Annotated in this window: 26 protein-coding genes; 12 read left to right on the top strand and 14 right to left on the bottom strand. The window is 61.9% G+C overall.

Translation table 11 applies throughout. From position 1 onward, the window contains the following. Window positions 1–77: 77 nt before the first annotated feature. The 3 genes from PVT67_RS00810 to PVT67_RS00800 all read right to left on the bottom strand — a co-directional run bounded on the left by PVT67_RS00810 (window position 78) and on the right by PVT67_RS00800 (window position 2,143). Window positions 78–680 (bottom strand): 2OG-Fe(II) oxygenase, encoded by a 603-nt coding sequence (locus tag PVT67_RS00810; protein ID WP_301496826.1) that lies wholly within the window; start codon window positions 678–680, stop codon window positions 78–80. A gap of 91 nt (window positions 681–771) precedes the next feature. Further along, window positions 772–1,629, bottom strand: a complete 858-nt coding sequence (gene ubiA, locus PVT67_RS00805) for a 4-hydroxybenzoate octaprenyltransferase (RefSeq protein WP_301496824.1) — start codon at window positions 1,627–1,629, stop codon at window positions 772–774. A 7-nt stretch (window positions 1,630–1,636) separates the two neighbouring features. Beyond that, the gene (locus PVT67_RS00800; RefSeq protein ID WP_301496822.1) at window positions 1,637–2,143 is read right to left on the bottom strand and encodes a chorismate--pyruvate lyase family protein; all 507 of its coding nucleotides are present in this window, start codon (window positions 2,141–2,143) and stop codon (window positions 1,637–1,639) included. A 106-nt stretch (window positions 2,144–2,249) separates the two neighbouring features. Here PVT67_RS00800 and PVT67_RS00795 point away from each other — a divergent pair, with 106 nt between their 5' ends. Further along, the gene (locus tag PVT67_RS00795; protein ID WP_301496820.1) at window positions 2,250–2,651 is read left to right on the top strand and encodes a flagellar basal body-associated protein FliL; all 402 of its coding nucleotides are present in this window, start codon (window positions 2,250–2,252) and stop codon (window positions 2,649–2,651) included. Here PVT67_RS00795 and glpG read toward each other — a convergent pair. Together glpG and glpE are read right to left on the bottom strand one after the other, a co-directional pair. Then, window positions 2,645–3,463 (bottom strand): rhomboid family intramembrane serine protease GlpG, encoded by an 819-nt coding sequence (gene glpG, locus PVT67_RS00790; protein WP_301496818.1) that lies wholly within the window; start codon window positions 3,461–3,463, stop codon window positions 2,645–2,647. The two genes, PVT67_RS00795 and glpG, sit on opposite strands and share 7 nt — an antisense overlap. After that, a complete protein-coding gene (gene glpE / locus PVT67_RS00785) occupies window positions 3,429–3,767 on the bottom strand; it encodes a thiosulfate sulfurtransferase GlpE (RefSeq protein WP_301496815.1) in 339 nt (112 codons plus the stop codon). Before glpE ends, glpG begins: the two co-directional genes overlap by 35 nt. A gap of 110 nt (window positions 3,768–3,877) precedes the next feature. On the opposite strand from glpE, the gene PVT67_RS00780 reads away from it, so the two are divergent. Further along, window positions 3,878–4,882, top strand: a complete 1,005-nt coding sequence (locus PVT67_RS00780; protein ID WP_301496813.1) for a substrate-binding domain-containing protein — start codon at window positions 3,878–3,880, stop codon at window positions 4,880–4,882. Window positions 4,883–4,992: 110 nt separating this feature from the next. Here PVT67_RS00780 and PVT67_RS00775 read toward each other — a convergent pair whose 3' ends face one another. Next, window positions 4,993–5,988, bottom strand: a complete 996-nt coding sequence (locus PVT67_RS00775; protein ID WP_301496811.1) for a diguanylate cyclase domain-containing protein — start codon at window positions 5,986–5,988, stop codon at window positions 4,993–4,995. Between the two features lie 298 nt (window positions 5,989–6,286). Here PVT67_RS00775 and PVT67_RS00770 point away from each other — a divergent pair, with 298 nt between their 5' ends. From PVT67_RS00770 to PVT67_RS00760, 3 genes are all read left to right on the top strand, one after another. Further along, window positions 6,287–6,460: a hypothetical protein gene (locus tag PVT67_RS00770; RefSeq protein WP_301496809.1), complete on the top strand. Its 174-nt coding sequence runs from the start codon at window positions 6,287–6,289 to the stop codon at window positions 6,458–6,460. 136 nt (window positions 6,461–6,596) lie between these two features. Then, a complete protein-coding gene (locus tag PVT67_RS00765) occupies window positions 6,597–8,297 on the top strand; it encodes a TonB family protein (RefSeq protein WP_301496807.1) in 1,701 nt (566 codons plus the stop codon). A 134-nt stretch (window positions 8,298–8,431) separates the two neighbouring features. Next, window positions 8,432–10,120, top strand: a complete 1,689-nt coding sequence (locus PVT67_RS00760; RefSeq protein ID WP_301496805.1) for a TonB family protein — start codon at window positions 8,432–8,434, stop codon at window positions 10,118–10,120. A gap of 33 nt (window positions 10,121–10,153) precedes the next feature. Here PVT67_RS00760 and PVT67_RS00755 read toward each other — a convergent pair whose 3' ends face one another. The 4 genes from PVT67_RS00755 to PVT67_RS00740 form a co-directional block, all read right to left on the bottom strand. Continuing rightward, a complete protein-coding gene (locus PVT67_RS00755; RefSeq protein ID WP_301496803.1) occupies window positions 10,154–10,906 on the bottom strand; it encodes a MipA/OmpV family protein in 753 nt (250 codons plus the stop codon). A gap of 84 nt (window positions 10,907–10,990) precedes the next feature. Then, window positions 10,991–12,016, bottom strand: coding sequence for an L-threonine 3-dehydrogenase (gene tdh, locus PVT67_RS00750; protein ID WP_301496801.1), 1,026 nt, complete (start codon window positions 12,014–12,016; stop codon window positions 10,991–10,993). 36 nt (window positions 12,017–12,052) lie between these two features. Continuing rightward, on the bottom strand, window positions 12,053–13,243 hold the full coding sequence (locus PVT67_RS00745) for a glycine C-acetyltransferase (RefSeq protein WP_301496799.1): 1,191 nt from the start codon (window positions 13,241–13,243) through the stop codon (window positions 12,053–12,055). Window positions 13,244–13,342: 99 nt separating this feature from the next. Next, window positions 13,343–13,984 carry a TetR/AcrR family transcriptional regulator gene (locus tag PVT67_RS00740; RefSeq protein WP_301496797.1) on the bottom strand — a complete coding sequence of 214 codons (642 nt, stop codon included), beginning with the start codon at window positions 13,982–13,984 and terminating at the stop codon, window positions 13,343–13,345. 77 nt (window positions 13,985–14,061) lie between these two features. Here PVT67_RS00740 and rfaD point away from each other — a divergent pair, with 77 nt between their 5' ends. The 3 genes from rfaD to PVT67_RS00725 are packed head-to-tail and all read left to right on the top strand — an operon-like array spanning window position 14,062 to window position 16,765. Then, window positions 14,062–15,009: an ADP-glyceromanno-heptose 6-epimerase gene (gene rfaD, locus PVT67_RS00735; protein ID WP_301496796.1), complete on the top strand. Its 948-nt coding sequence runs from the start codon at window positions 14,062–14,064 to the stop codon at window positions 15,007–15,009. Continuing rightward, the gene (gene waaF / locus PVT67_RS00730) at window positions 15,006–16,019 is read left to right on the top strand and encodes a lipopolysaccharide heptosyltransferase II (RefSeq protein WP_301496795.1); all 1,014 of its coding nucleotides are present in this window, start codon (window positions 15,006–15,008) and stop codon (window positions 16,017–16,019) included. The genes rfaD and waaF overlap by 4 nt, the downstream gene beginning before the upstream one ends. Next, window positions 16,016–16,765 carry a glycosyltransferase family 2 protein gene (locus PVT67_RS00725; RefSeq protein ID WP_301496794.1) on the top strand — a complete coding sequence of 250 codons (750 nt, stop codon included), beginning with the start codon at window positions 16,016–16,018 and terminating at the stop codon, window positions 16,763–16,765. Before waaF ends, PVT67_RS00725 begins: the two co-directional genes overlap by 4 nt. On the opposite strand, the gene PVT67_RS00720 is transcribed toward PVT67_RS00725, so the two are convergent. Then, window positions 16,749–17,843, bottom strand: a complete 1,095-nt coding sequence (locus PVT67_RS00720; protein WP_301496792.1) for a glycosyltransferase — start codon at window positions 17,841–17,843, stop codon at window positions 16,749–16,751. The two genes, PVT67_RS00725 and PVT67_RS00720, sit on opposite strands and share 17 nt — an antisense overlap. Window positions 17,844–17,927: 84 nt before the next feature. Between PVT67_RS00720 and PVT67_RS00715 the strand changes: the two genes are divergently transcribed. The 4 genes from PVT67_RS00715 (at window position 17,928) to PVT67_RS00700 (ending at window position 21,475) form a co-directional block, all read left to right on the top strand. Beyond that, window positions 17,928–18,953: a glycosyltransferase family 4 protein gene (locus tag PVT67_RS00715; RefSeq protein ID WP_301496790.1), complete on the top strand. Its 1,026-nt coding sequence runs from the start codon at window positions 17,928–17,930 to the stop codon at window positions 18,951–18,953. A 79-nt stretch (window positions 18,954–19,032) separates the two neighbouring features. Next, window positions 19,033–19,524, top strand: coding sequence for a pantetheine-phosphate adenylyltransferase (gene coaD / locus PVT67_RS00710; RefSeq protein WP_301496788.1), 492 nt, complete (start codon window positions 19,033–19,035; stop codon window positions 19,522–19,524). A 4-nt stretch (window positions 19,525–19,528) separates the two neighbouring features. Beyond that, entirely contained in the window at window positions 19,529–20,947 is a 1,419-nt protein-coding gene (locus PVT67_RS00705; RefSeq protein ID WP_301496785.1) for a capsule assembly Wzi family protein, read from the top strand. A gap of 9 nt (window positions 20,948–20,956) precedes the next feature. Next, on the top strand, window positions 20,957–21,475 hold the full coding sequence (locus tag PVT67_RS00700; protein ID WP_301496783.1) for a hypothetical protein: 519 nt from the start codon (window positions 20,957–20,959) through the stop codon (window positions 21,473–21,475). On the opposite strand, the gene PVT67_RS00695 is transcribed toward PVT67_RS00700, so the two are convergent. The 3 genes from PVT67_RS00695 to PVT67_RS00685 form a co-directional block, all read right to left on the bottom strand. Continuing rightward, entirely contained in the window at window positions 21,463–22,419 is a 957-nt protein-coding gene (locus tag PVT67_RS00695) for a glycosyltransferase family 4 protein (protein WP_301496781.1), read from the bottom strand. The genes PVT67_RS00700 and PVT67_RS00695 overlap by 13 nt on opposite strands. Window positions 22,420–22,532: 113 nt before the next feature. After that, the gene (gene mutM, locus PVT67_RS00690; RefSeq protein ID WP_301496779.1) at window positions 22,533–23,342 is read right to left on the bottom strand and encodes a bifunctional DNA-formamidopyrimidine glycosylase/DNA-(apurinic or apyrimidinic site) lyase; all 810 of its coding nucleotides are present in this window, start codon (window positions 23,340–23,342) and stop codon (window positions 22,533–22,535) included. Between the two features lie 9 nt (window positions 23,343–23,351). After that, window positions 23,352–24,035, bottom strand: coding sequence for a glutathione S-transferase family protein (locus tag PVT67_RS00685; protein ID WP_301496777.1), 684 nt, complete (start codon window positions 24,033–24,035; stop codon window positions 23,352–23,354). Window positions 24,036–24,238: the final 203 nt, after the last annotated feature.

Below are 24,238 nucleotides of genomic sequence, written 5' to 3'. Positions count from 1 at the left end.
CCCTAGGACAAAGGACGGCCGTCGCGCCTGAACCAGCCCGCGATGCCGGGCAACAGCAGGTCAGCCCCGCCGCTTCATCAGGACAATGGACCGCCATCGCGCCTGAACCAGCCGGCGATGGAGTAGCGGTCAGCCCCGGCCGGCAGCACCTCGTGGGGGAAGTCTTCAGAGAGGAAGCAGACCAGGGTGCCGGGCTCAGGGCTGACCTTGGCCAGCAGTTGGTCCTTGTCGTCGTAGATGGCCAGCTCGCCGCCGGCACCAGCCGGCCAGTATTCGTTGAGGTAGAGCACAGTGGACACGACCCTGTTGGAGCGGCCACGGAAAGCGTCGAGGTGCTTCTGGTAGTAGTGGCCTGGGCCATAGTGGGCAAAATGGCACTCGTAGTCGTTGAGCCCCAGGAAGAGATTGCGGTTAAGGGCGAGGCGCAGCTCCTCCATCAGCCCCAGGAAGCGCTGCTGCTGGCCGGAGAGGCCGTCCAGCCAGAGGGTCTGGTCGTTGCGGATATCCAGTTGCTGCTGGTGGTCGCCGCCGCGGCCTATGCCGGCCCGGCTCAGCTCATCGGCACGCACCAACAGCTCGGCACGCAGCTCGGCACGCAGTGTCTCGTCCAGCCAACCCGGCAACACCACATGGCCCTGCCCGGCCAGGCCTTCGACCACGGCCTCCAATTTCTGCTCCATAGGCACCCCACAACAATAAGGCCCCGCAAGCTAGTGCCTGCGGGGCCTGGTCACAATTCAATTTGCTTATCGAGACGACAAGCCGAAGTCGTCAATGCATCAGGTAGTCGACGTAGAGCCCGACCGCCACCACCATGCCGGCCTGGTTGTTGGCCAGGAAGGCCTTGAAACAGGCCATGCGCTCGCGGTTGCGGATCAGCCACTGCTGGTGAACGAAGAGCACGCCCATGGTCAGCACACCCAGGTAGTAGGGCAGGCCCAGGGCGGCACTTTCCCCTGCCTTGAGCAGCAACAGCAGGGTGCAGAGTTGCAGCAGGCCGGTGATCAGCTTGTCGAAGCGGCCGAAGAGGATGGCCGTGGATTTGACGCCGATGCGCAAGTCGTCGTCCCTGTCCACCATGGCGTAGAAGGTGTCGTAGGCCATGGTCCAGGCGATGTTGGCGGCGAAAAGCCACCAGATGGACTCGTCGATACGGTTGGCCTGGGCGGCGGCGGCCATGGGCACGCCCCAGCCGAAGGCCATGCCCAGCACCAGTTGCGGCAGGTGGGTGAAACGCTTCATGAAGGGGTAGGCCACGGCCAGCCCCAGGGCCACCAGCGACAGCGCTATGGTGAAGAAGTTGAGGGTCAGCACAAGGCCGAAGGACACCAGGCAGAGCACGGCGAAGAGCACCAGGGCCTCGCGGCTGCTGACGGCGCCCGTGGCCAGGGGCCTGTCCTTGGTGCGTTTGACCTGGCCGTCGACCTTGCGGTCGGCAAAATCGTTGATCACGCAGCCGGCGGAGCGCATCAGGAAGACCCCGACGAAGAAGACGGCGGTGATCCAGGGATCGGGCCTGCCATCACTGGCCACCAGCAGCGCCCAGAAAGTGGGCCAGAACAGCAGCAGTGAGCCTATGGGTTTATCGGCCCGCATCAGCCGCAGATAATTTCGCAAGGTTTCGGTCATGAACTTCTCAAAGGGTGTCGAGCTGGTAGATGGCCGGCAGCAGGACCTCCATCACCCAGACGGGGCCCTGGGCCTGGGCTTCGAAAGCCGAGCAGCGGGCCCAGAGATCCTGCGTGGGCAGTGCCAGGCCAGGCAAAGGGTCCTTAACCCTGGCCAGGCGGATGGGGCCGCGGCGCCAGTTGCCGCCGACAAACAGCTGCTCGCCCAGGGGCTGCTCCCCCAAGTTGGCGAAGGGATGCTGCTGTCCGGCCCAGAGGCTCTTGGCGTAGACGCAGGGAACGCCGTCGGCCAGCAGCAGCACGGTGCGCTCTGTGACGTCGTCTTCCAGCCCCAGCCAGCGGCGCTGGCTCTCGCCCAGCTGCACACTGTCCAGCCCCAGCAGCTGGACCCTGAACTGCTCGCAACGCCCCTTGAGGCGCCGGGTCATGGAGCCCTCGGCCAGCAGCCACTGCCGCTGTTCGGGCGTCAAATCACCGGCCTCGCTTGCCGACATCCACTGCCAGTCAGACCACATGCAGGATAGTGCTCGTTTCAAAAGTGCCTCATGATAGCACCGCCATCTGGCGAGCCAAGTGCTTTACTGGCAAAGTAATGCGTTCCAAATATCGAGGGAGAATCCGATGCGCTACCTGCTGCCGTTGCTGCTTGCCCTTTGCGGTTTCCTCAGTCCTGCCATGGCGGCAGAACAGGACAAGGCGGACAACTACGGCTACTACGAGCTGGAGCCGGACATCATCACCAACTACGTGGGCCAGGCCGGGCACCTGGGTTATATCAAGGTGACGGTGCAGCTGATGCTCAAGGACAAGGACAAGCTGGACCTGGTGGACCACCATGCGCCGCTGATCCGCGACGCCCTCATCGAGATCCTCGGCAAGCAGAATGCGGACGACATCCGTTCCCTGCAGGGCCGGGAGCAGATCCGCAAGGCCTGCCTCAAGGCTACCCAGGACCTGTTACAAAAAGAGGCCGGCGAGCCCCTGGTCGCCGACCTCCTGTTCACCAAGTACCTCTACTACTGACGCCTGAACGGCAGCGCCGCCAGGGCGCAACCGGCGATAAGGCCCCAGAGGTGGGCCTGGTTGGCGATGGGCAGGCCTATGCCCACGAAGCCCATCACCAGCCAGGCCAGCATGAAGATCACCAGTGACCCCGGCAGCATCAGCCCTCGCCTGGGGTAGAGCAGCCCCGAGATCCAGAAGTAACCGAAGAGGCCGTAGACCACCCCGGACAGGCCGCCGAAATTGGGCCCCGATGCCAGGAACTGGGCCAGGTTGCCGGCAAAGCCGGTGACCAACGTCACCAGCAGCAGGTGCAGGCTGCCTTCCCGCTTCTCCAAGACGCCACCCAGTTGCCACCACCACAACAGGTTGAAACCTATGTGCAGCAGCGAGAAGTGCAACAGTATGGGAGTCACCAGCCGATAGGCGTTGCCGACGCTCACCATGTCCAGTGACGGCGGGAAGGAAAGGGCCTGGTAGAGGCCGCCGAAGCCCATCAGGGCCGACAGGTATACCAGTATGCAGGCGCCCATCAGCCCCCAGGTCAGAGGGCCGGCCACCAACCGCAGCCGGGTGGGCGCGGCCTGGTAACGCAACCGGCCGGCGTCACCGGACTGCCAGCTGGCCGCCTGGTAGCGGCTGTTGCCAGGATCGGAAAGGAAGGTCTGCCAGGCCGACTCCAGCCAGTCAGGGGCCGGCAGGGCCACTTCCACCATCACGTCGCTGTCGGTAGGCACCAGCCTGGCCCTGACCCCACGGCCACCCAGGTAGTCGACAAAACCCTGGGCCAGGCGCGGATCAGGAAAGTGACCCAGTATCTTGGTCGCGGACATAGGGATACACCTTGCGCCAGGCTTCGAAACCACCGTCCAGGCTGTAGACTTCCTCGAAGCCCTGTTGCAGCAGGTATTGGGCTGCCCCCTGGCTGGAAACGCCGTGGTAGCAGCAGACGATGAGGGGAGTGTCGAGGTCCGCTTCGCCCATGAAGCGGTTCAATGAACCGTTGGTCAGATGGTAGGCCCCTGCCACGTGGCCGGCGCCAAAACTCTGCTCGTCGCGGATATCCACCAGCCTGGCCTGGCCGTCATTGAGCTTTTGGAAGGCTTCATCGATTGATATATGGGCGAACTGCTCCATACAATACCTCTCTTAATTTGCTGCCATAGCATACCCCTTATTGGCATCGGACGTTAACTTGGCCACTGGTTTTGGTTAAGCTTTAGTCGGAGCCCCTGCAGGAACACTTCATGGCCACGATCAAAGATGTCGCGAACAAAGCCGGCGTCAGCATTTCCACCGTCTCTCACGTCCTGAACAGCACCAGGTTCGTGGCCGAGGCCACCAAAGAGCGGGTCTTCCAGGCCATCAAAGAGCTCAATTACGCCCCCTCCGCCGTGGCCCGCAGCCTCAAGGTCAACCGCACCCGCACCCTGGGGATGCTGGTCACCACCTCCACCAACCCCTTCTTCGCCGAGGTGATCCGCGGTGTCGAAGAGACCTGCGCCGAGCAGGGTTATACGCTGATCCTCTGCAACTCGGGCGGCGAGACCGAGCGCCAGCAGGCCAGCCTGCGCATGCTCATCGAAAAGCGGGTGGACGGCATACTGGTGATGCTCTCCGAGGACGCCTCCGAACTCTACAACCTGCTGGGCACCCACCCCGAGCTGCCCCAGGTGCTGATGGAGTGGGGCGACACCCAGGGCGATATCTACCGCATCCAGGACAACGCCGAACAGGGGGGTTACCTGGCCACCCGGCACCTGATTGACAAGGGCCACAAGGCAATCGGTTGCATCACGGGGCCGGCCGACAAGAGCCTCACCGTAGAGCGCCTGGCCGGCTACCGCCGTGCCATGAAGGAAGCCGGCCTTAAGGAAAACCCGGCCTGGATCATCGCAGGGGACTTCGAACCTGAGGGCGGTCATGCCGCCATGGAACAGCTGCTCAAACTCAAGGACAAGCCGACGGCGCTCTTCGTCTTCTCCGACCCCATGGCCCTGGGGGCCATCAGCGCCGCCCACCAGGCCGGAGTGCGGGTACCGGACGACCTGTCCGTCATCGGCTACGACGATGTGCCCATGGCCAACTTCTTCAGCCCGCCCCTGACCACCATCCACCAGCCCAAATACCGGCTGGGCCAGAAGGCCGCCAAGATACTGCTGGCCAAGGTCAACAAGGAAGAGAGCGACAGCAAGGTGCTGACCTTGCACCCCGAGCTTATCGAGCGGAGTTCGGTGCGTGGGCTGGCTTAAGGGGCTCTTGGCCCGTTACGACGCCTGGGCCTTGAAGTGGGGGTTGCACCCCGTCTACAAACGCAGCTGCGTGCCCATCAAAAAAGAGCGGGATTGACCCGCTCTTTTTGTCACAGCGCCATGGGCATGACGCGGTTGCGGCCCAGGCGCTTGGCCTCGTAGAGCTGCTGGTCGGCTTTTTCCACCAGTTGCTCCGCCTGGCTGCCGCCCTTGCCTTCCGCCACCCCCAAAGAAGCGGTGATATTGCCGATCTTCTGATCGGTTCGCCTGTCGGTCACCATCACCTTGGACACCAGCATCCGCAGGCTTTCGGCCCTGCGCCTGGCTACCGACAGGGATTCCGGCACCAGCACCGCAAACTCCTCGCCGCCGTAGCGGAAGGCCTGGGCACCGTCACGGATGAAGCTGTTGAGCTGCTTGGCCGTGGCCTTGAGCACCTGGTCCCCCAGCAGATGGCCGAAGCTGTCGTTGACCTGCTTGAAGTGGTCAAGGTCCAACAAGATCAGGGACACGGGCCCCTGGATGGAAGCCAGTTCCATGTCGAAGGCGCGGCGGTTGCGAAGGCCCGTCAGCACGTCCACCAGGGCCTCTTCCTGGCTCTTGGCCAAGGCCTCACGCAGCCGGTTGACTTCGCCCTCGGCATTCTGCAGCCGGTCTTGCAGGTGTTCGGCGCTGCCCTCCATCAGGTGGGCATCCTTGACCAGGTTACGCACCTCGTCCAGCAGCATTTCCAGGGAGACATTGCCGTCCTGGATACCGCTCAGGCGGTTGAACCTGTCGCTGAGTATTTGTTGGAACTGGGCCGCATCCTGGCGGGTGTCGTGGAGGGTCGAAACCAGCTCCTGGCTAAGGGCCGAGAGGCTGGCGCCCAGGGCCTGGCTGTCGCGCCAGCGGCTGTCGGCCAGGTGCGCCTGGTAGAGCAGGGCCGCCGAGCTGGGGCCAATCTGATCGGCCTTGCCCAGGGTCTTGTCGACGGCGGCATTCAGTTCCGGGTTTTCTTCACTGACATAGACATACCAAAGGCTGTAATGCTCTGGCGTAGGAGGCAGCTTGTACTTGCTGAGCAGTCCAAGGGTCTTCTTGAAAATGTCGTAAACCGGGCTCATGGTCCATCGCTTGAAAAAGTTTTCCCTATCCTAAACCAGCTTAGATGGCCTTTCCCGAAAAGATCGATTTTCCCTCCGCTCTTTTAACAACCAGCACGCCCCCACGAAGCAGTCCAGATCCTGTTGTTTTTATTCCCTGTGACGACCGCCCGGTAAGGCCTGAACCCTGATCGTACAAAATTGAACACTTTCAAAATTCACACCAAATCAACATCTGGTTCCGATGAGGCGGCTCTGCCTTGGTGAGGCGAGGTCTCAGCCCCACTTTAAATATCGGGTCTGTGGCCGTAGCTGCGTGGTGGACAGGCGCAAGGGCCTGGACTGGCTGACCTATGCCGCCCAGCAGGGCCAGGTTGAAGCCCAGGAACTGCTTGGCATGGAGCAGGTCAAGGGCGGCGAGACCGAGCGCGACTGGGCCAAGGGCAGGGGTTGGGATGTCACCAGCTACCAGACCAAACTGGATTCGCTTTAAGCACCCTAGTGTCCGTAAACGGCGTAATTCGCAAGCCGTTGCAACATATTGGAAATAAATGAATAGTATGCCCCAAGCCCCGGCAGGACAGTCGGGGTAAAGGTCAACTACGCCACCCCATGTGAGGGATACACAGATGCGCCGATGGCTCCTTAGCACCTCTTTGCTGCTTGCAGCCAGCCCGGCTTTTGCCGACTTCAACGATGGCCTCAAGGCCTACCTGGCTAAGGACTACCCCAAGGCCCTGGCCGAATTCCAGGCCGCCGCCCAGCTTGGCCACCCCAATGCCCAATTTGATCTGGGCGCCATGTACTTCAACGGCGAGGGGATGTCCAAGAACCTGGTGGAAGCCTATGCCTGGTTCAGCGTGGCCGCTGACAACGGCTTTGCTGGCGCCGATAATGCCAAAACCCAGGTACTGGAGAGACTGACGCAGCCCCAGCGCCAAGCTGCTCTAGACCTCGCCCACCACCGCCTGGCAAAAGCCGGTCACCAGGCCCTGGTCCAGTCGCTGCTGCCCGAGATCAGGATCACCACAGACGCCCCGGACGCCAAGCCTGTGGCGCGGGTGGACCCAATCTACCCTATCAGCGCCGCGCGTAAGGGCCTGATGGGATTCAACAAGGTCATCTTCGATATCAACGAGGCCGGGGGCGTGGAAAACGCAAGGGTATTTGAGGCGGTACCCCAGGGACTGTTCGAGGAGGCCACACTGAAGGCCATCCGCCAATGGCGTTACGCTCCGCCCAAAGACAAGGATGGTAAACCCAGCCGCATTCAGGGTACTACGGTGAGCCTGGACTATGAGCTGGCCGGTTACGGCATTAATGACCAGTCCTTTGAAAAATTAACGCAGCCGCTGGAGCAAAAGGCCAATGCCGGCGATCCGGCTGCCCAGTTCCAACTGGCCGGCGTGCTGGAATGGCAGAATAGCATCGACGGCTGGCGCTCAGCCCAAACTCAGGGCGAGGAGCATTACGGCGCCACAGCTCTACTCCCCTACAGCCGCCGATTGGCCCGGCCCCAAGGGATCCCCAAAGTCAGCAGTCATTACTTCAAGACCCTGTCTTGGATCTTCGCCTTCCGCCTCGACAAGGAAGGCGTGCCCCAGGACTTGCGATTGGTCACTGGACCAGGGGAGGAAAAAAAGGATGCGCAGCAAGCCAGCTGGACCACCGCTTTGACGGCGCAGATCACCAAGCGTCATTACCGCTTCAAGCACCCCAACGACGGTCAGGGGCTCTACGTCCTCAAGTACCAGGTCTTCAACAACAGCGATGAAGAGGAAAGCACCCTGCCGGCCCTGGCCCCCAAGCTGTCAGCCAAGGAGATGATGGTCAAAGCGGCCCAGGGCGGCCTGGCCCTGGCCCAGTACCAGGTGGGCAGCGATCTGCTCTATGGCCGCAGCTGCGTGGTGGACAGGCGCAAAGGCCTGGACTGGCTGACCTATGCCGCCCAGCAGGGCCAGGTTGAAGCCCAAGAACTCTTGGGCATGGAGCTGGTCAAGGGCGGCGAGACCGAGCGCGACTGGGCCAAGGCCAAGGTCTGGCTGGAAAAAGCGGCCGCCCAGGGCAGCTGGCTCGCCAAGCGGGAACTGGCCAGGGTGCTGGCCACCGCCGACGCCGCCAGCCTGCGCGACCCTGACCGCGCCCTGGCACTGGCCCAGGAGGTGATCAAGGACCATGAAGATCCCAACAGCTACGGGGTGCTGGCCGATGCCTGGCAGGCCAAGGGCGACAAGAAGAAAGCCCGTCATTACCTGAAAGAGGCGCTGGACGAAGCAGATGACAGGGGTTGGGACATAGGCCCCTACCAAGCAAGGCTAAAGTCGCTCTAGGGGATGCATCCAAAAGGACGCATTTTGGCCTTTTGTTGCAACCATTGGGAAATATCAGGATAGTACAGGCCCAATCTGCAGCAGGATTGCCCGGGTTGGGCCTGACGATAGAATCCAATGTGAGGGATACACAGATGCGCCAATGGCTACTCGCCACTTCCCTGCTGGCCGCCGCCAGCCCCGCCTTCGCCGATTTCAACGACGGTTTAAAAGCCTACCTGGCTAAAGACTACCCCAAGGCCCTGGCGGAATTTCGTGCCAGCGCCCAGCTTGGCCAACCCAACGCCCAGTTCAACCTGGGAGTCATGTACTTCAACGGTGAAGGGGTGACCAGGGACCCCGAAGAGGCCTATGCCTGGTTCGCCGCCGCCGAAGACAACGGCCTGGCCGGCGCCGACAAGGCCAAGCTCAAAGCGCTAAGCCAACTGGGTAAGGGTCAACTGAAGGCCGCCTCCAACCTGGCCCAGCAGCGCCTGTCATTACTGGGGCAGACAGCCTTGGAAAAGACCCTGCTGCCGGAGATCCGGGTCACCACCGACAATCCCGAGGCGCACCCCCTGAAAAGAAGGGATCCCCGCTATCCCCAAAATGCCGCCCGTAATATGGAGATGGGCTTCACTAAAGTCATTTTCGATATCAACGAGGCCGGCGGCGTCGAAAACGCCAGAGTGGTTAGCGCCATGCCACCCCAAGTTTTCAACAAAGCCAGTCTCGATGCCGTCAGTTCATGGAAGTACGCCCCGCCCAAGGATAAAGACGGCCACCCCAGCCGTATTCAAGGCGCCGCAGTGGTACTGGACTATCGCCTGGTCGGAGCCCAGATCGACGACAAGGCTTTCGACAAGTTGACTGACGCCCTGGCGCAGAAAGCCCAAACCGGCAACCCCGCAGCCCAGTTTCAGCTGGCCGGCATACTGGAATGGCAACAGAACATCGACGGCTGGCGCTTCACCGAGATCCAAGGTAAAGAGCATTATGGTGCCCCCGAGCTGAGCGCCAAGCCATCAAGTTTGAAGAGGCCCAAAGGGCTGCCCCAGGGTCGAGATTCAGGCTTCAAATACCGGCACTGGCGCTTTGCCTTCCGTTTGGACGAGAAAGGCAAGCCGGTAGGCATACGGCAACTGGACATCCACAAACAAAGCGCAGAGGATGCCGGCTGGAACCGCGAGTTGATGGAACAGATCGCCAAGCGTCATTATCACAGACCCCATGACAGCGATAACCAAGGACTCTACGTCCTCAGCTACAACGTCTACCGCAATTCCGAGGAAGAGACGGTTAGGCCCGCCCTGCCGCCTCAGCAGTCGGCCCGTGACATGGTGTTGAAGGCCGCCCAAGGCGGCCTGGCCCTGGCCCAATATCAGGTGGGGAGCGATCTGCTCTATGGCCGCAGCTGCGTGGTGGACAGACGCAAGGGCCTGGACTGGCTGACCTACGCCGCCCAGCAGGGCCAGGTGGAGGCCCAGGAGCTCTTGGGCATGGAATTGGTCAAGGGCGGCGAGACCCAGCGCGACTGGGCCAAGGCCAAGGCCTGGCTGGAAAAAGCCGCCGCCCAGGGCAGTTGGCTGGCCAAGCGGGAACTGGCCAGGGTGTTGGCCACGGCCGATGCCGCCAGCCTGCGTGACCCGAGCCGTTCCCTGGCGCTGGCCCAGGAAGTGGTCAAGGACCATGAGGACCCCAACAGCTACGACGTGCTGGCCGACGCCTGGCTGGCAAAAGGCGATAAGCGAGAAGCCCGACATTACCTGGAGGAGGCCCTGGCTGAGGCCAAGGACAGGGGTTGGGATGCAAGCCCCTATCAGCAGCGACTGAACACCTTTTAAGACAAGCCGGCCCCAGGGCCGGCTTTTTCTTGGCTAGAAGATGCGGGCCAGGGCGACACCGGCATAGAGGCTGCTGTGGCTTTTGACCAGGGGGCTGTCTTCGAAGCTGGCGCCGTCGATGCGGTAATAGCGGGAGAAAAAGCCCAACCACCACTGCTGGCGGCGCACCGTGAAACTGGCCGAGAGGCGCCAGCCGGCGTAGCCGGCGCCGGCCTGGTAGGCCGGCCTGCCCAGCTGCGCATCCTGCTCCTCGACACCATAAAGATACTGGTGCAGCTGCCGGCTGCCCCAACGCGCCCCCAGGCTCAACTGAGGTTTGATGGTCCAGTCGCCACGCTGGTAGGCCTGGCGCCACACCAGCTGCAGCTCCGATTCCAGGCCTCGGCCGTGGCTGCGACCATGGTCCAGGGAAACGGCGGCACGCAGCGGCCATTCTAGGTAGAGGCTCTGGTCGCTGTCGGCATCCCCCTTGATGTAATACTGCAGCGCCGGCCCGGCCATGCCCAGCCAGCCCAGGTCGTCCATGCCGTGGCGGGCGTCGTTCTTGTCACTGTTGACCGGCACCTGGCCGCTCAAGGACAGATCCAGGCGCCAGCGCCCCTTGGCCGCCAGCTTGCCCCTGATGATGTTCCTGTCGATGCTGAGCTTGTCGGAGTGGTAGTAGATGTAGGGGAAAGGCAGCAGGTAATAGCGCCCCTGCCCCGCCCCCACATAATCTTCCAGGTAGGTGGCTGTACCCCCCAGGCCGAATTCAAAGACGGCGGCCGCCGCCAAGGCCGTCAGCATAGGCATGAACTCCGAAAAAGTACTTCCCCCGGATACTAACAGGGCCATAAAAAAAGACCACCGAAGTGGTCTTTTTTCAGAGACTTAGCTCCAGTCGAGGATGACCTTGCCGCTTTGGCCGGAGCCCATGGCGTCGAAGCCTTTCTGGAAGTCCTCCACCTTGAAGTGGTGGGTGATGATGGGGCTGAGATCCAGGCCGGACTGCACCAGTGAGGCCATCTTGTACCAGGTCTCGAACATCTCGCGGCCGTAGATACCCTTGATCACCAGGCCCTTGAAGATCACCTGGTTCCAGTCGATGGCCATATCGGAGGGCGGTATGCCGAGCATGGCTATCTTGCCGCCGTGATTCATGGTGTCCAGCATCTGGCGGAAGGCCTGGGGTACGCCCGACACTTCCAGGCCCACGTCGAAGCCTTCGGTCATGCCCAGTTCTTTCATCACGTCCTTGAGGTTTTCCTTGGCGACGTTGACGGCGCGGGTGGCGCCCATCTGCTTGGCCAGATCCAGGCGGTAGTCGTTGACGTCGGTGATCACCACATGACGGGCACCGACATGGCGGGCCACGGCGGCGGCCATGATGCCGATGGGGCCGGCGCCCGTGATCAGCACGTCTTCACCCACCAGGTCGAAGCTCAGGGCAGTGTGGACGGCGTTGCCGAAGGGGTCGAAGATGGCAGCCACGTCGTCCGGGATGTTGTCCGGCAGCTTGAAGACGTTGTAGGCGGGGATCACCAGGTACTCGGCGAAGGCACCGGTACGGTTGACGCCCACCCCCGTGGTGTTGCGGCACAGGTGCACCCGGCCGGCACGGCAGTTACGGCAATGGCCACAGGTGATGTGGCCTTCACCTGAGACCCTGTCACCGATCTGGTAGCCGCGCACTTCCTGGCCCATGGCGACGATCTCGCCCACGTACTCGTGGCCCACCACCATGGGCACGGGAATGGTGTTCTGCGCCCATTCGTCCCACTTGTAGATGTGCATGTCGGTACCGCAGATGGCGGTCTTCTTAATCTTGATCATGACGTCGTTGTGGCCCATTTCGGGTTTCTCCACATCGACCAGCCAGATCCCTTCTTTGGCGTACTGTTTGGCGAGCGCTTTCATCTTTACACTCCAGAACCCTTGCGGGCACAAATTCGGTTAAATCACGCCCAGTTCTTGGCCGACGGCGATAAAGGCGTCGATGGCCTGGTCCAGCTGCTCGCGGCTGTGGGCGGCAGACATCTGGGTGCGGATCCGGGCCTGGCCCTTGGGCACCACGGGGAAGCTGAAGCCCACCACATAGATGCCGCGTTCCAGCATCTTGTCGGCGAAGGCCTTGGCCAGCTTGGCGTCGCCCAGCATCACAGGGATGATGGCGTGGTCGGCACCGGCCAGGTTGAAGCCGGCGGCGCTCATGCGCTCGCGGAAGTATTTGCTGTTGTCCCACAGCTTCTGGCGCAGCTCACCACCGTCCGCCAGCATGTCCAGCACCTTGATGGAAGCATGGACTATGGCCGGGGCCAGGGAGTTGGAGAAGAGGTAGGGGCGGCTGCGGTTGCGCAGCATGTCCACCACTTCCTTCTTGGCGGCGGTGTAGCCGCCGGAGGCGCCGCCCAGGGCCTTGCCCAGGGTACCGGTGATGATGTGGACGCGGTCCAGGCAGTTGTGGAATTCGTGGACGCCGCGACCGCCTTGGCCGACGAAGCCGACGGCGTGGGAGTCGTCCACCATCACCAGGGCGTCGTATTTCTCGGCCAGATCGCAGACGCCGGGCAGGTTGGCGATGATGCCATCCATGGAAAAGACGCCGTCAGTGGCGATCAGCTTGAAGCGGGCACCGGCCTCGTCGGCGGCCTTGAGCTGCTCTTCGAGGCTGGCCATGTCGTTGTTCTTGTAGCGGAAACGCTTGGCCTTGCAGAGGCGCACGCCGTCGATGATGGAGGCGTGGTTGAGCTCGTCGGAGATGATGGCGTCTTCCGGGCCAAGGATGGTCTCGAAGAGGCCGGCGTTGGCGTCGAAGCAGGAGCTGTAGAGGATGGCGTCTTCCATGTTCAGGAAGGCGGCGATCTTCTGTTCCAGCACCTTGTGGCTGTCCTGGGTGCCGCAGATGAAGCGCACCGAGGCCATGCCGAAACCGTGGGTATCCAGGCCTTCTTTGGCGGCTTGGATCAGGTCGGGATGGTTGGCCAGGCCCAGGTAGTTGTTGGCGCAGAAGTTCAGCACGTCCCTGTTGCCGACATGGATGGCGGCCTGTTGGGCACTGGTGATGATGCGCTCGTCCTTGTACAGCCCTTCTTCTTTGAGGGTGGCAAGTTCCTGGCGCAGGTGGTCGAACAGCTTGGCACTCATGGGTGGCTCCGCGAAAACGATTTGGGCGCTATTGTAGCGAATCGCGGGCCAGGAAACAGTCGGACCTCTTTAACTTGCTTGACGTTTGCGTCAAGCCGCTCAGCGGGTGCGGGTCGCCAGGCGCCGGTAATGGTCTTCCAGGCGGGCTATGGTGTCCTTGGCCTCTGGCGCCAAGTAGGGGCGAATGAGGAAGAGCACCTTCAAGACCCCCTGGTAGATGACAGGCCTGGTGATGGCCGCCTCTATGGCCTGGGTGGTCTGGTAGCTGATCCAGAAGGTGACCATGATCTTCACCGTGTGGGCCAGATCCGGCAGGGACTCCTCGTCGATGTTGAGGATGCCCTCCTCCTTCAGGGAGCGGAAGATGGCCACTACCCTGTCCGCCAGCTGGGTCTGAACCTGGAAATACTCTTGGTGCAGTGCCGGGTTGCGGGCCAGGATGTCAGGCAGGCTGGCGTAGAAGAAGCGGAACTCCCACATGGTGTAGAAGACGCCGTCCATGTAGCTCATCAGGGCGTCCAGGGTGGGGCCGTTTTCCCTGGGCGTGAAGGCCGTTTCCAGGTGGCGGACATACTCGCCGAAGATGGCGTGGACAATGTCCTCCTTGTTGCGGAAATGGTAGTATAGGTTCCCTGGACTGATGCCCAGGTGAGCGGCGATATGGTTGGTAGTGACGTTCCGCTCACCCTTCTCGTTGAAGAGGGCCAGGCTGGCTTTCAGGATTTTGTCTCGGGTCTTCACGCTGCTTTTTTAAGCCTTCAAGGCGGTTTTTCCCGAGTCTATCACGGTGCCGGCATCCTTGGCACAAAGGGGAATTGATGATCATCGTAACAGGCGGCGCCGGCTTCATCGGCGCCAATCTGGTCAAGGCGCTGAACGAGCGTGGCCACAAAGACATACTGGTGGTGGACGACCTCACCGACGGCACCAAGTTCAAGAACCTGGCTGACCTCGACATCGCCGATTACATGGACAAGGACGACTTCATCGCCCGCATCGTCTCCGGTGACGAGTTCGGCCCCGTCGACGCCGTCTTCCATCAGGGCGCCTGCTCCGACACCACCGAGTGGGACGGCAAGTTCATGATGGAGAACAACTACGAGTACTCCAAGGAACTGCTGCACTGGTGCCTGGACCGGGAAGTCCCCTTCATCTACGCCTCCAGCGCCGCCGTTTACGGCGCCGGCACCGAGTTCCGTGAAGACCGCGAATGCGAAGGCCCGCTCAACGTCTACGGCTACTCCAAGTGGCAGTTCGACCAGTACGTGCGCCGCATCCTGCCCGAGGCCGAGAGCCAGGTGGTGGGCTTCCGCTACTTCAACGTCTACGGCCCCCGCGAACAGCACAAGGGCAAGATGGCGTCCGTGGCCTTCCACCTCCACAACCAGCTCAAAGACGGCAAGAACCCCCGCCTCTTCGAAGGCTGCGACGGCTACCCCAACGGCGGCCAGCAACGGGACTTCGTCTATGTGGGCGACGTCTGCAAGGTCAACCTCTGGTTCATGGACCACCCGCACCTGTCCGGCATCTTCAACCTGGGCACAGGCTCCGCCGAACCCTTCCAGGCCGTGGCCGAGGCGGTGATCCAGCACCACGGCAAGGGCGAGGTGGAATACATCCCCTTCCCCGACGAACTCAAGGGCCGCTACCAGAGCTTCACCCAGGCCGACATGAGCAAGCTGCGCACCGTCGGCTACAAGGACCCCTTCCGCACCGTCGCCCAAGGGGTGGCCGAATACCTGCAATGGCTTGACGCCAGGGCATGAAGGTATTGGTCGTAGGGCCGTCCTGGGTCGGTGACATGGTCATGGCCCAGGCGCTGTTCATCCGCCTGCAGCAGGAACACCCTGGCGCCACCATAGACGTACTGGCGCCGGGCTGGTCATTGCCGATCATCCAGCGCATGCCCCAGGTGCGCCGCGGCATAGCCGCGCCCTGGGGCCATGGCAAGCTCAATCCCAGGGCCCAGTGGCAACTGGCCAGGGAGCTGGCCCGCGAAGGTTACGACAAGGCCATCATATTGCCCCGCTCCTTCAAGTCGGCCCTCATCCCCTTCCTGGCTCGGATCCCCGAACGGGTGGGCTTCAGTGGCGAAGGCCGCAGCCTGCTGCTGACCGACGCCCGCAAGCGCCGCCCCACCCGGGACGGCAACCAGATCACCGACAAGACGGTGTGGCGTTACCTGGGCCTGGGGGTTAGCCGTGCCGACTATCGGCGCTACCAGTTCGAGGTGCCCTTCCCGGCCCTTGACACCGACCAGGCCAATATCGCCTCTGTGATGGCAAAGCTGGCGTTGCCCACCGACAAGCCGGCCGTGGCACTCTGCCCCGGCGCCGAATACGGCCCCTCCAAGCAGTGGCCCTTGGCAAACCACAGGGCCCTGGCCGGCGCGCTCGCCGAGCGCGGCTACCAAGTCTGGGTGATGGGCGGCCCCAAGGACGTGGAAGCGGGCGACACCATAGCCCAAGGCCAGGACGGGGTTTACAACCTCTGCGGCAAGACGCGGCTGGAAGACACAGTCGACCTCTTTGCCCACTGCCAGAGCGTCGTCAGCCACGACTCAGGGCTGATGCACGTGGCCGCCGCCAGCGGCGCCAAGGTGGTGGCCATCTACGGCTCCACCAGCCCCGACTTCACCCCGCCGCTCACCGATAAGGCCATCATCTTGCGCCACCCCATCGAATGCAGCCCTTGTTTCGAACGGACCTGCCGCTTCGGCCACTACCGCTGCCTGACGGAGATCACCGTCCAGCAGGTGCTGGAGGCACTGGCATGAAGCTGTCCGCCGTCATCATCACCAAGAACGTGGCCGCCGATCTGCCCAACTGCCTGAAAAGCCTGGATTTCGTCGACGAGATCGTGGTGCTGGATTCGGGCTCCACCGACGGCACGCTCAAGATCGCCGAGGCCGCCGGCGCCAAGGTCTTCGAGAGCACCGACTGGCCGGGCTTCGGCCCCCAGCGCCAGCGTGCCCAGCAGCACGCCCAAGGGGACTGGCTGTTCTGGATAGACGCCGACGAGGTGGTAACCGAGGAGCTGAAGGCGGGGATCTTGGCGGCCATCGAAGAGCAGCGGCCACAGGTGGTGTACAGGGCCAATCGTCTCACCGATTTCTTCGGCCGCTTCATCAAACACTCCGGCTGGTACCCGGACCGCATAGTGCGGCTGCACAGGAGCGGCGAGTACCGTTATGACGACGCCCTGGTACATGAAAAAGTGGACTGCAAGGGGGCTTTGGTCCTGGATCTGCCTGGCCACCTGCTGCACTACACCACAGGGGATTTCACGTCCTACCTGCAGAAGTCGGTGCGCTACGCCGGTGACTGGGCTGAAGACAGGGCCAAGCGCGGCAAGAAGGCGGGGCTGCTGTCCGCCAGCCTGCGCAGCTTCGTGGCTTTTCTTCGCAAGTACCTGTTGCAGAGGGGTTTTTTGGACGGTAAACACGGCCTGCTACTGGCCATCTTCACCGCCCACTACACCTTCAACAAATACGCGGCGCTCTGGATCAGAAGCCGCCGCTGACCGTCTCAAAGAGCACCCGCGCCAGCGCCGCTGAGGACTGGCGCACATTGAAGTGCTGGTCGATGCGCGCCCTGGCCCGTTGGCCCATGGCCTTGCACAGTTCCCTGTCCTCGTAGAGTTTCTGGATGCCGGCCGCTATGGCCTTGGCGTCCCCCGGCTGAACCTTGATGCCACTGGTCCCGTCCTCGATAAGCTCGGCGCTGCCGCCGGTGTCGGAGACGATGGGCGCCACCCCATAGACCATGGCCTCGATCACCGTCTTGGGCAGGCCCTCGCGCTTGGTGGAAGCCAGCACAGAGACGTCACAGGCGGCGATGACGGCGGGGGCGTCCTTGCGAAAGCCAGCCAAATGGATGCGGCCCTTCATGGGGCTGGCTTCGATGAGTTTCTTGACTTCAGGGGTGTCCATGCCGCCCCCTACCAGCAGCAGGTGGATGTCGGCGTCCTTTGACAACAGGTGGGTGGCGGCCAGCAGCACCGGCAGGCCTTTACGAGGACGGGCATTGGCCACGGCCCCCACCACGAAGGCTCCCGATGGGATGCCTAACTGACCAAGGTCAGCGGGCTGGTCCTGGTACCAAGCCAGGTCATGACCCTTGTAGACGGTGCAGACCTTGGCCTTGTTACCCCAGACGTGCTGGCGCAGATCAACCTCGGTGGCCTTGGCCACGCAGAGGATGCGGTCCACCCTGGGGCTCAGGTGGGTCAGGTAGCAGCTGAGGTCCCACTTGCTGATGTTGCCGGTCTGGCCCCGGTAAGTGAGCACTTTCACCGGCAGGCCCATGGCGGCAATGTTGACGTTGGCGATGGCCTTGTTGTTGAAACTGTAGACGGCCTCAAAGCCGCCTTCTTTCAACAAGGCACGGATACGCTTGATGGCGTCCCAGCTCAGCTTCTTCTTGGGGTGATAGGGGTGGACCCTGACGCCGGCATCGACGAAGCGGCGCACATAGTCGGCGTCTCCTTCGGTCATCACCTCGAGATCTATGCCATGGGCCTTGAGGCCGATCAGCATTTCCGCCTCAGGCCGCACCGAATTCCAGGTGTCTTTGTACGAGCTCACCACCAGGACTTTCATCAGTTACCCCTCCCCAAAAATCGGCGCCAACATAACACAGGCCAGGCAAATCCCGTACAATCGCGCCATCAACGGGGGGCTTACATGCACATCTGTCATATCAACCTGGCCAAGGGCTTTTCCGGCGGTGAGCGCCAGACCCTGAACCTGATCCAGAGCCTGGCCGGGCAAGGCGTTCGCCAGAGCCTGGTGGCGCAACCTCATGGCCCGCTGGCCAGGGAAGTCGCCAAGCTGGGCATCCCGATCAAGGGGGTCAGGCACTTCCTGAAGGGCCACAGCCAGGGGGGTGCCTGGGATCTGCTGCACTGCCACGACGGCAAGGCGGTGTATTGGGCCTTTATCGAACACCTGCTGCGCCGCACGCCCTACGTGATCACCCGGCGGGTGGACAACCCCTTGAGTGCGGGCGCCCTGACCCGTAATGCTTACCAAAAAGCGGCGGCCGTGGTCTGCTTGAGCCGGGCCATAGAAGCGGTCGTGAAAAGCACGGTCCCCCAGGCTCAGACCTGCCGTATCCCCGACAGCTGTTCTGACTTTACCGCCGACCCCGCCACCGTATCCGATATCCGTTCCCGTTATCCTGGCAAGGTGCTGATAGGCCAGGTCGGCAGGCTTTTACACCACAAGGGATACCAGGTCAGCATCGAAGCGGCCAGGCAGCTCCAGGCGACCCATCCCGACTGGCAGTTCCTGTTCCTGGGTGAAGGCCCTGAGAAAGAGACACTGGAAGCCCAGGCCCAAGATCTGCCCAACGTGGCCTTCCTCGGTCACCAGAGCGACATAGGCAACTGGCTGGCCGCCTTGGATCTGTTGATCTTCCCCTCGCTGACGGAAGGCATGGGTTCCACCATCTTGGAGGCCATGCAGCAAAAAGTGCCTGTCATCGGCAGCAACGCCGGCGGCATTCCCGACATCATTGAAGACGGGGAAAACGGTATTCTGGTACCGCCTGGCGACGCAAAAGCCCTTGCAATAGCCATGGAGGCCTTGCTGGGCGACCAGGCCCAGTGCCAAAGGCTGGTTTCCCATGCAAGAAAGACCCTGGCTCGCTTCAGTCCCCAGGCAATAAAGCAGGCCTACCTAGACCTTTATAAGACAGTCAGTCCTTGACCTATAAGGTACTGGAAAGCTGTAGTATCCTTTGCGCCTTGAAGGGGCCACTGTCGGCGAACATCAGCAGGAGCTAATCATGAGCATCAGGGTGATCTACCCCGGAACCTTCGACCCCATCACCAACGGCCATACCGACCTGGTGAACAGGGCCGCCAGGCTCTTCAGCCACGTGCTCGTCGGCGTGGCTGCCAATCCATCCAAGAAACCCATGTTCAGCCTGGAAGAGAGGGTGACCTTGGCCAGGAAAGTGGTGTCGCACCTGGACAACGTCGAAGTGGTGGGCTTCTCCGGCCTGCTGGTGGACTTTGCCAGCCAGCAGCGCGCCACTGTGCTCATTCGCGGCCTGCGCGCCGTCTCCGACTTCGAATATGAGTTCCAGTTGGCCAACATGAACCGGCGCCTCAAGCCCGATTTGGAATCGGTCTTCCTGACGCCGGCAGAGGAAAACTCCTTCATTTCTTCCACCCTGGTCAAAGAAGTCGCCATCCATAGCGGCGACGTCTCCCAGTTCGTTCATCCCGAAGTGGCCCAGGCCCTGTTAGAGAAAGTCCAACAGCGACAAGGATAAATTCATGGTTGTACGTTTGAGCGCCTTGGCCTCACTGGTGCTGATGAGCAGCACCGTCATGGCCCGCGGTGTCAGTCCCTACCTGTCCCTTTCACTTTCCCCGGAAATAGAGCACCAGGTGGAACGAGTGATGGTGCTGGCCGACAAGCCCATCATGACCAGGCCCATCGCCGCCGCCACAGTGCTGGAAGCCCTGCCCAAGGCCTGCGAAAAGGATGCCGTGCTCTGCGGCCAGGTCAAACGCTACCTTCGGCGGTTGATGGGCAGCGCTGGCGTCAGCCATGCCAGCCTGGAAGCCAGCCTGGCCAACAACAACAGCACCACCCTGGCCAACCGCCACGGCATGGCTGCAGACAGCAATTACCAGGCCTCAGTCAGCGCCTATTGGCAACCCAGCGACTACCTGCTGCTGAACGCCGGCCTGGTCAGCGACGAGAACAATACGACCCTCACCAACACCTTGGTCAGCCTGGGTGTCGATTACGCCCAGTTGGATATCGGCTATCGGGACCACTGGCTGTCTCCCATGACCGACAGCTCACTGCTGCTCAGTACCAACGCCAGGACAATGCCCTCCATTACCCTGTCCAACTACCAGCCCATCAGCTCCTGGAACGTCCAGTACGAGCTGTTCCTGGCAGAGATGGCCAGCTCCGACCATATCAGTTACCAAGGCGGCTATACCTCAGGCCACCCCATGCTGGCCGGTTTGCATCTGTCCTTCCAGCCACTACCCGGTTGGGCCCTGGGAGTCAACAGGGTGATGCAGTACGGTGGCGGCGCCCGCGGCGGCAAAGGCCTGAGTGATATCTTTAGTGCCTTTTTCCGCCCGGGCCATTCAGACAATACCAGCAACGGTGGACTCACCACTGACCAGGAGTTCGGCAACCAAGCCGCCTCCATCACCAGCCGCTTCATCTTCCCAGGCGAAACGCCCTTCTCCGTCTATTTCGAATATGGCGGCGAAGACACCTCTGGCGGCTCAAACTTCCGCCTGGGTAACGCTGCCCTGTCGGGGGGCATCCATTTTCCCCGCCTCTGGCAAGACTTCGACCTGACTTTGGAACTGTCGGAATGGCAGAACGGCTGGTATGTACACCATATCTACCAGGACGGCCTGACCAACGACGGCGCAGTCATCGGCCATTGGGGCGCAAACCAGCGCCAGTTCAATGATGGGGTCGGCGGCCAGAGCCTGATGCTCAACCTCGGTTGGCAACCGGAGTTCGGTGGCTTGGCCCAGGCTCGTTACCGTACCGTAAACAACCAAAGCTATGGCCAGCGTCACTATGACCGCAGCCAAGAACTGATCCTGAGTTATTCCGTACCCTGGCGCCTCTACCTGGTAGGAGGTGAACTGCAAATTGGGCGGGACGCCCTGGGTGAGAACTACAACAGGCTGACCGCCTTTATCCGTTTCTAGGAGAGAACCATGAAGTATGCATTGACGCTGCTGGCCGCATTGACGGTATTGCCCGCCCAAGCCGAGATCTTCATGGATGTCGGGATCAACGGTGCCAAGATCAGTCGCAACTTAGCCGGCGACCACAGCCACTACAGCAGCACAGGGGCGCATCTGGGGCTGGGCGCCAGACGTGAGGCCAGCGACCACAGCGACATCGGTGTTCGAATGGAGTTGGACAATGTCGACAACCATAACTTCTTTGCGGTCAGGGCCTTGGATTACCGTTACCGATTCAACGACAAGCTGGCCATCAGCGCCTTTGTCGGCGCCGCCCGCTATGATCTGGCCACCCCCGCCTATGGTTATTATCTCGGCACCGGCATCCAGTATCGGGACATCATGCCCCATTGGGATCTTGGTATGGACTTGCGCTACGGCGACAATGTGGCCAGGGACAAGCTGCTACCCAGCGATCCCCAGGGCAATAGCCCCGATTACTTCTACAACATCGCCGGGCTCAGCCTCTACCTGAGCTACCGCTTCTGAGTGAGGATGGTCTTGAGGGTGGTGTCGATGTAATAGGCTTGGTCAAAACGGCCTATGGACGTCACCCCTGCTTCGGCCAGTGTATGCTGGGCGGCAGGGTCTGCCAGCAGCGCCAGGGCCTTGTCGGCTAATCCTTCAGCCACTGGCTCTTCCAGCAGCCAATCCTGATAAGGGGCCGGCAGGCATTCTGAGGCCCCAACCCTTCTTGATGTCAGTACAGGAATGCCCATGGCTTGCGCCTCTGACACCACCATGCCGAACTCTTCAAAGCGGGCCGGATAGAGGAATATATCCAGGGCCGCCAGCCACCGTTGAGGAAGCCCGCTTTTGGGCCTGTATCGCACCAGCCCTTCCTTTATAAGGGGATGCGCTACGGCCCAGGCAGGCAGCTTCTTGGATCCCACTACAAAGAAACGGACATCAGGTCGCTGCCGCAATATCAGTGCAGCGCTCCCCAGCAGCAGATCCAGACCCCGTTTATGGAAATCCCCAGAGGTTACAAAACCCAGCACCGGCTCGTCAGTAAAACCCAAGGCCTTACGGCTGCTATCACGCCATTTGTCCCGAGCAGCCAGGTTGAAACGTTTGTCATCAAAGCCTGGGTACTGAACCAACACCTGCCGCCCCGACAGGCCGAAGTGTCGCTCAAGTGCCGCCTTTACCAACTGGGAGTTGGCTATCACCAAAGTGTCGGAAGACAGCTCAGCGAAGAACCGTTTCTCCAAGGCAACTTCCGCTTCAAAATCGGCGCGGTGCAGGAAGCCATTGGCCTCTGTCACCAAGTTATGCACGAAGAGGATATCGGCGTAGGGTAGTCGCATGCCATGGTCGACCACCAGCATGGGCTCCTTTTTCAGCCGCTGTGCCAGTTGAGCCTGAGACAGGGCCGCCGCCTTGACACCACTGCCGAAGAAGAACTTCCAAACGCCGCTGCCGGCTACCACCTTGAAGGGCTCGCCGCGGGCCTTAAGAGCCTTGGCTTGCATCCTTATCAGCTGGCCAGCGCCGCTTTTCAGATTGAGGTTGTGACGGTACAAACAGATAGTCATGGTCATCCTTAGCGCTGACAAATTCCACAATAAACGGTGCTGCGCCCACCGATGCGTACTTCCCGTAATTCGGCGCCGCAGGCCTGGCAGGGTTGGCCCTTGCGGCCATAGACCTGCAGCTCCTGGGCGAAATAGCCGGGCTTGCCGTCGGCGGCGGTGAAGTCCTTCAAGGTAGTGCCTCCTTGCTCTATGGCTCTGGCCAGCACCGTCTTGATGGCGTCCGCCAGCTTCAGGTAGCGCTCCCTGGCGATGGCGCCGGCAGGGCGGCGCGGGTCTATGCCGGCCATGAACAGCGCCTCGTTGGCGTAGATGTTACCCACCCCTACCACTATCGCATTATCCATGATGAAGGTCTTGACCGGGACCTGGCGTTTGCGGCTCAAGCTAAAGAGCCGTTCGCCGTCGAAATCCTCGGTCAGCGGCTCGGGGCCCAGTTTCTTCAGCTGCTCCGGTTCTTCCCCCGGCGGCACATAGAGCCAGGCGCCGAAACGGCGTGGGTCCGTGTAACGCAGTACCTTGCCCGTTGCCAGCACCAGGTCCACATGGTCGTGCTTACCGGGCGGTACAGGCTCGCCGAGGATGCGCAGGGCGCCGCTCATACCCAGGTGCACCAGGGCACTGCCCATGGCCGTCTCGATCAAGAGGTACTTGGCACGGCGGCTGACCTTGTCGATGACCTGGCCTTCCAGCAAGGCCAGGGCCTCGGGCACAGGCCAGCGCAGGCCGCGCTGGCGCACCTCGATGCGGGCTATGCACTGCCCGACCAAAAAAGGGGCCACGCCGCGGCGGGTGGTTTCGACCTCCGGCAATTCCGGCATCTCGGCTCCTTACAGCTGGTACTGGAAACGATAATCGGCCAGGCCAGGGAAACGGGCGGCCAGGCGAGCCCGCCAGGCCTTGAGCACAGGTTGGTCGCTCAGCGGATCCTGATCCCAGCTGGCGGCGGCCCAGAGCAGGGAACCGAGCAGCGACAAGTCGCTGTAGCCCGGCTCAAAGCCGGCAAAGAAGGGCTGGCTCCCCAACTGTTCGGCAAATCCGCCTAGCACCGACGCCAGCGCCGCCCTGTCGGCCTTCTGGCTGCAGTCTTCCAGACGCATGCCCAGTTGGGCCTCGCGGCTCTGGCGGAAATAGACCTGGTCACCCGGGGTCAACAAGGGGTGGATCACCGGCAACAGAAACCAACGGACGGCCGGGTTGAACTCGCTGTCACAGCGGTTCATGAAGGCCTTGGCCTGCACTGCCCCCTCGGGAAAGAGCGATGGGGCCTGAGGATAACGGTCTTCCAGGTAAAGGGCGATATCCCAGGACTCGTGGAGTATCTGGTCGCCGTCGACAAGCACCGGGACCTTGCCCTGGCCGGAAGCGGCGATGAGAGCCTTGTCGTTGTAGCGCCAGGGCAGCGCCTGGAAATCCAGGCCCTTGTGCCAGAGGGCGAGATGGCTACGCCAGCAATAGGGGCTGAAACGGCGCTCTGGGCTGGCACCGGCCAGTTCGAAAAGGGTGATGGGCATGGCTTCCTCCTTGCGGGGCCCAGCATAGCCAGGTGCCGGCCAGAAGGGAACGCCAGAGGCCGCTTTTGCATAACCCGTGGAGTGACCGACAGGAAAGTCGCCCACAACAAAGTCTCAGGAACACTTTTTGACGCCGCGTGCGGCGGCCCAGGAGGTGCCTCTCCGGACGTGAGGCACAACAGAAGCGCCAGGAGCGCTTCGCT

It is taken from the genome of Gallaecimonas kandeliae (genome assembly GCF_030450055.1).
GTDB classification, from domain to species: Bacteria; Pseudomonadota; Gammaproteobacteria; order Enterobacterales; family Gallaecimonadaceae; genus Gallaecimonas; species Gallaecimonas kandeliae.
Note: the sequence above shows the minus strand (reverse complement) of the source record. Positions and strands in the feature narration are given on the sequence as shown.